5 protein-coding genes are annotated in these 5,392 nt (G+C 67.6%); 1 reads left to right on the top strand and 4 read right to left on the bottom strand.

Features of this window, described 5'->3' with window-relative positions; all coding sequences use genetic code 11:
- Positions 1 to 135: 135 nt before the first annotated feature.
- Positions 136 to 2,232: a prolyl oligopeptidase family serine peptidase gene (locus tag V3B46_RS10725; RefSeq protein ID WP_329891873.1), complete on the bottom strand. Its 2,097-nt coding sequence runs from the start codon at positions 2,230 to 2,232 to the stop codon at positions 136 to 138.
- A gap of 69 nt (positions 2,233 to 2,301) precedes the next feature.
- Entirely contained in the window at positions 2,302 to 2,628 is a 327-nt protein-coding gene (locus V3B46_RS10720) for a hypothetical protein (RefSeq protein WP_154264470.1), read from the bottom strand.
- 127 nt (positions 2,629 to 2,755) lie between these two features.
- Between V3B46_RS10720 and V3B46_RS10715 the strand changes: the two genes are divergently transcribed.
- The gene (locus V3B46_RS10715; protein WP_154264471.1) at positions 2,756 to 3,358 is read left to right on the top strand and encodes a lipocalin family protein; all 603 of its coding nucleotides are present in this window, start codon (positions 2,756 to 2,758) and stop codon (positions 3,356 to 3,358) included.
- A gap of 121 nt (positions 3,359 to 3,479) precedes the next feature.
- On the opposite strand, the gene V3B46_RS10710 is transcribed toward V3B46_RS10715, so the two are convergent.
- The gene (locus V3B46_RS10710; protein WP_088479131.1) at positions 3,480 to 4,169 is read right to left on the bottom strand and encodes a methionine ABC transporter permease; all 690 of its coding nucleotides are present in this window, start codon (positions 4,167 to 4,169) and stop codon (positions 3,480 to 3,482) included.
- Positions 4,166 to 5,173, bottom strand: a complete 1,008-nt coding sequence (locus V3B46_RS10705; RefSeq protein ID WP_032129022.1) for a methionine ABC transporter ATP-binding protein — start codon at positions 5,171 to 5,173, stop codon at positions 4,166 to 4,168. The genes V3B46_RS10710 and V3B46_RS10705 overlap by 4 nt, the downstream gene beginning before the upstream one ends.
- Positions 5,174 to 5,392 lie beyond the last annotated feature (219 nt).

Raw genomic sequence — 5,392 nt, 5'->3', positions numbered from 1 at the left:
GGCAAGGATCCCGTTGACGGTCGTGCCGCCCGCTGGCCGGCTACCCGGGAATGCGTGAATGATGCAGTTGCCGGCCAGCGGCCGGCACTGCCGGTAATGAAAAACGCCGCCCTGGGGCGGCGTTTTCCGTTCTGCTTATTTACCGCCCAACCGCTCCCACAGGAAGCTGTAGGCCAGCGCCGACATGTGCGCGGCCTGCGCGTTGTTGGCTGCACCGCCGTGGCCACCTTCGATGTTCTCGTAGTAGGTCACGTCCTTGCCGGCGTCGATCATCTTCGCCGCCATCTTGCGGGCATGGCCCGGGTGCACGCGATCATCGCGGGTGGAGGTGGTGAACAGCACCGGCGGGTAGTTCTTCTTCTCGTTGAACAGATGGTACGGCGAGAAGGTCTTGATGAAGTCCCAGTCGCTGGTATCCGGGTTGCCGTACTCGGCCATCCACGAAGCGCCGGCCAACAGGTGGCTGTAGCGCTTCATGTCCAGCAGCGGCACCTGCACCACCACTGCACCGAACAGCTGCGGGTACTGGGTCAGCATGTTGCCGGTCAACAGGCCGCCGTTGCTGCCACCCTGCACGCCCAGGTGCTTGGCGCTGGTGATCTTGCGCTTGACCAGATCGCGCGCCACCGCAGCCATGTCTTCATAGGCCTTGTGACGGTTCTGCTTCAGCGCGGCCTGATGCCAGCGCGGACCGTACTCGCCGCCGCCACGGATGTTGGCGACCACGTACACGCCGCCCTTCTCCAGCCAGGCGCGCCCCATGCCACCGGAATAGTTCGGGGTCAGCGAGATCTCGAAGCCACCATAGCCGTACAGCAGGGTCGGGTTGGAGCCGTCCAGCTTCATTGCCTTGTCGTGCACCACGAAGTACGGCACGCGGGTGCCGTCCTTGCTGGTGGCGAAGTGCTGCTCGATCACCTTGCCCTTGGCATCGAAGAAGGCCGGCATGGTCTTCAACGTTTCCGGCGCCTGGCCGATCTCGGCCAGAGCCAGCGTGGTCGGGGTCAGGTAGTCGGTGGCGGTCAGCCACACCGCATCGCTGTCGTTGCTGTCCACTGCGCCCACGGCCAGCGTGCCAAAGGCCGGCGCGCCGACGAAGCGGCTGGTCTGCCAGCCATCGGCGCCCGGGGTCAGCACCGACAGGCGGTTCTTGACGTCATCCAGCACGTTCAGCACCAGATGGCTCTTGGTCCAGGTGGCGCCGGCCAGCGAGGTGGTCGCGGTCGGGGTGAACAGCACCTCGAAGTCGCGCTTGCCGGCCAGGTAGTCATCCAGCTTGGTGGCCAGCAGCGAACCGGACGCGTAGGTCTTGCCGCCCACGGTCCACGGATCGCGCAGTTCCAGGGTCAGCCACTGCTTGTGCAGGCTCTTCTCGGCCGAGTTCGGCGCGTCGATCTTGGTCAGTGTGCCGTCGTCGCTACGCAGGTAGAGCTCGTTGTTGTAGAACGCCAGCGTGCGGCTGACCAGGTTGCGCTCGAAGCCCGGGGTGTCATCGTGCATCGCCGCGATGTACATGTCTTCCGGCTTGCCTTCGTACACCACGGTGGCCGAGGCCATCGGCGTGCCGCGCTTCCACAACTTGGCCACGCGCGGGTAGCCGGAGGTGGTCATCGAGCCCGCACCGAAGTCGGTGTAGACGAACACGGTGTCGCGGTCGACCCAGTTGAGGCCGCCCTTGGACTCGGGGCGGAAGAAGCCGTCCTTGATCCAGGTCTTGTTGGCCAGGTCGAACTCACGGGTGACGTCGGCGTCGGCGCCGCCGCGCGACAGCGCGATCAGGCAGCGGCTGTAATCCGGGCGCAGGCAATCGGCGCCGTGCCAGACCCAGTTCTCACCCTCGGCCTTGTTCAGCGCATCCAGGTCGAGCACGGTTTCCCACTGCGGCGAGGCCTTGCGGTACTCGGCCAGGGTGGTGCGCCGCCACAGGCCGCGCTCGTGCTGCTGGTCCTTCCAGAAGTTGTAGTAGTAGTCGCCGATCTTCTGCACGCCGGGGATCTTGGCATCGGAGTCGAGCACCTCGCGGATGCTGGTCTCCATCTGCTTGAAGGCCGGGGTCTGCGCCAGGCGCGCCTCGGACTTGGCGTTCTGTTCCTTGACCCAGGCCAGCGGCTTGTCGCCGGTGACGTCTTCGAGCCAGGCGTAGCGATCGGTGTCTTCAGCGGCCACGGCGGTCCCCACCGAGGCAGCGGTCATCATGCCGGCCAGCAGGCAGGCGGAAGCGAGTCGAGACATTGCAGCTCCAGGCAGTCATAAGCCGTGGAACGCTAGCATGGATCGCCGCGGCCGCCCCCGTGTCGAAGGTCAGGCCGCGGCGGTGGAGCCGCGACGGCCTCGCACCGCCCCGCCGCTACGGCGACGCGCCTGTCCACCGGTACGACGCGCCAGCCGCAGCCACGACAGGCGCGGCAACGGAAAGCGCAGCAACGCCCACCAGGCCACCAACGGCATGCCGACCAGCCACATGGGTAGCCAGCCAAGCCAGGCACTGCTGCCGCGCGCGGCCGGCCAGACCAGTACCAGCGCCATACCGGCCAGGGCCAGCTGCTGCACGCCGCGCAGCAGGCGCGGGTCGGCACGCTCGAGAATGACGCGTTCAGTTGCAGAGCGGCGGACGGAACGTACGTTCATGGGGCATCTCCGGTGGACAATGCAACACAGCATGGGCAACCCCCTTCTCACAGGTTGCGACACCATTGACGGATCGCGTGCACACAGTCGACCATGCGCGTGCAAGCCCACTGGAGCCCGCTCCCGCATGACTTCGATCCGCCCGCTCTGCGCCGCGCTGCTGGCCCTGTCCCTGGCCGGCCCCGCCGTGGCCGCCAGTGAGCCGCCGTCGCCCCGTGCCAGCGCTCCGCGCGCCGCCGACCCGGATGCGCCGATCGACCTGAAGCGTTTCATGGGCACCTGGTATGTGATCGGCCGCGTGCCGAACTTCATCGAACGGGGCCATGTCGCCAGCGTCAACGAGTACGAGTTGCGCGACGCGCACAAGGTCGGCATCACCTACCGCTACCGTGATGGCTTCGGCGAACCACTGCAGGAAGTGCGTGCCCGCGCCAGCGTCGACCCGGACAGCGGCAACCACGGCTGGCGCACCTGGTTCTACCGTGTCGTGCCTACGCATTCGAGGGTGCTGGAAGTAGCGCCGGATTACTCGTGGGCGCTGATCGGCTACCCGGGCCGCGAAATGGCCTGGATCTTCTCGCGTACGCCGGACATGGACAAAGCCCTGTACAAGGAGCTGGCCGAGCGGCTGCGTGACGAGTACGGCGTGAACACCGACAAGCTCAAGCGCGTGCCGCAGCACCCGGAGCAGGTCGGCAAGCTGGGCTACGAAGTACCGAACGTGCGTTGATTGCAGGTGGGATTGCCGGCCAGCGGCCGGCACTACCATTTCCAGGCAATGGGGTAGAGCCGGCCGCTGGCCGGCTGCCGCGATGCGCCGGGCGACGCCGGGGCAGCGCCCCGGCGCCTCGTCATCTGCGGCTGTAATGCGCGACCAGGCGGTCGCCGAGCATCTGCAGCAGCTGCACCAGGATCAGCAGCAGGACCACGGTGACCAGGGCCACGTCGGTGTGCGAGCGCTGGTAGCCGTCGCGGAACGCCAAGTCGCCGAGGCCGCCGGAGCCGATCGCGCCGCCCATTGCGGTGAAACCAATCAGCGCCACCGTGGTAACCGTCGCACCGGCGATCAGGCCCGGACGCGCTTCCGGCAGCAGCACGCGGGTGACCAGCTGCCAGGTGGTGGCACCCATCGACTGGGTCGCTTCGATCACGCCACGGTCCACTTCGCGCAGTGCGGTTTCGACCAGGCGCGCGTAGAACGGCGCGGCACCGATCACCAGCGGCACGATCGCACCGCGTACCCCCAGCGACGTCCCCATCAGGAACAGGGTGACCGGGATCAGCACGATCATCAGGATGATGAAAGGCACCGAGCGCAGCAGGTTCACCACCAGCGCCAGCACGCCGTAGGCGAACGGACGGCGCTTCATCTGCGGCGCGCCGAACAGGTACAGCAGCACGCCCAGGGGCAGGCCGATGGCCAGGGTCAGCGGCAGCGAACCGAGCAGCATCAGCAGGGTGTCGATGGTGGCCTGGCCGATGTCGGCCCACTTGCCCGCATCCAGGTGGCGGAAGAATCCGCCGGCAGTGGCGATGATCATCGACGCAGCTCCTCAACATGCACGCCGGCAGCCACGAACGCGGCCTGCGCGGCGGACTGGTCACCGCCCACCAGGGCGACCACCAGCTGTCCATACGGGGTGTCCTTGATCCGGTCGATACGGCCGGACAGGATGTTGTAGTCGACCCCGGTCTCCCGCGCGACACTGCCGAGCAGGGGTTCGTAGGTGTCTCCGCCGAGGAAAGTCAGCCGCACGATGCGGCCACCGACGGCATCGAAATCACGATGCAGCGCGCCTTCATCCACGTGCTCCGATTCGCTGACGAAACGGCGCGTGGTCGGGTGCTGCGGATGCAGGAACACCCGGGTGACCGGCCCGGTCTCGACCATCTGGCCGGCGTCGAGCACGGCGACGCGGTCACAGACGCGGCGGATCACATCCATCTCGTGGGTGATCAGCACGATGGTCAGGCCCAGCTCGCGGTTGATCTTCGACAGCAGCGACAGCACCGAGGCCGTGGTCTGCGGATCCAGCGCACTGGTGGCCTCGTCGCACAGCAGGATCTGCGGGCGGGTCGCCAGCGCACGGGCGATGCCGACGCGCTGCTTCTGCCCACCGGACAGCTGTGCCGGGTACTTCTGCGCGTGCGCCTCCAGGCCTACGGTCTGCAGCAGCTCGGCCACGCGTGCATCGATCTCCGCCTTCGGCGTGCCCGCCAGCTCCAGCGGGAAGGCGACGTTGCCGGCCACCGTGCGCGACGACAGCAGGTTGAAGTGCTGGAAGATCATGCCGATGCGCCGGCGCAGTGCGCGCAGGCCGTCCGCATCCAGTGCGGTGACATCCTCGCCACCGATCAGCAGGCGACCACCGCTGGGCTCTTCCAGGCGGTTGATCATGCGGATCAGGGTCGACTTGCCGGCGCCGGAATGGCCGATGATGCCGAATACCTCACCGGCCTCGATGGTCAGGTCCAGCGGCTGCAGCGCGCTGACTGCGCGGCCGGCAACGGCATAGGATTTGTGCAGGCGCTGGAACTCGATCACGGGCGTGGCTCACCGGCTGGGTGACGGAAGGGGGCGTGCAGCCTACCAGCGCAGACGGTCGCGCGCCCGCGCCATGGGCCAGAATGTTATTCCTTTTGGTTCTAAGCCGCGTGTACCGGGGATGACGGTGGGGGTCGGTAGAGTCGAGGGGGGGGGGGGGGGGGGGGGGGGGGGGGGCGCCCCCCCCCCCCCCCGGGGGGGGGGGAACAGGGTCAGCCG

The organism is Stenotrophomonas sp. SMYL11 (assembly GCF_036320005.1).
GTDB classification, from domain to species: domain Bacteria; phylum Pseudomonadota; class Gammaproteobacteria; order Xanthomonadales; family Xanthomonadaceae; genus Stenotrophomonas; species Stenotrophomonas maltophilia_A.
The sequence above is the reverse complement of the archived record's forward strand: the minus strand, read 5'-3'. Positions and strand labels throughout refer to the sequence as shown.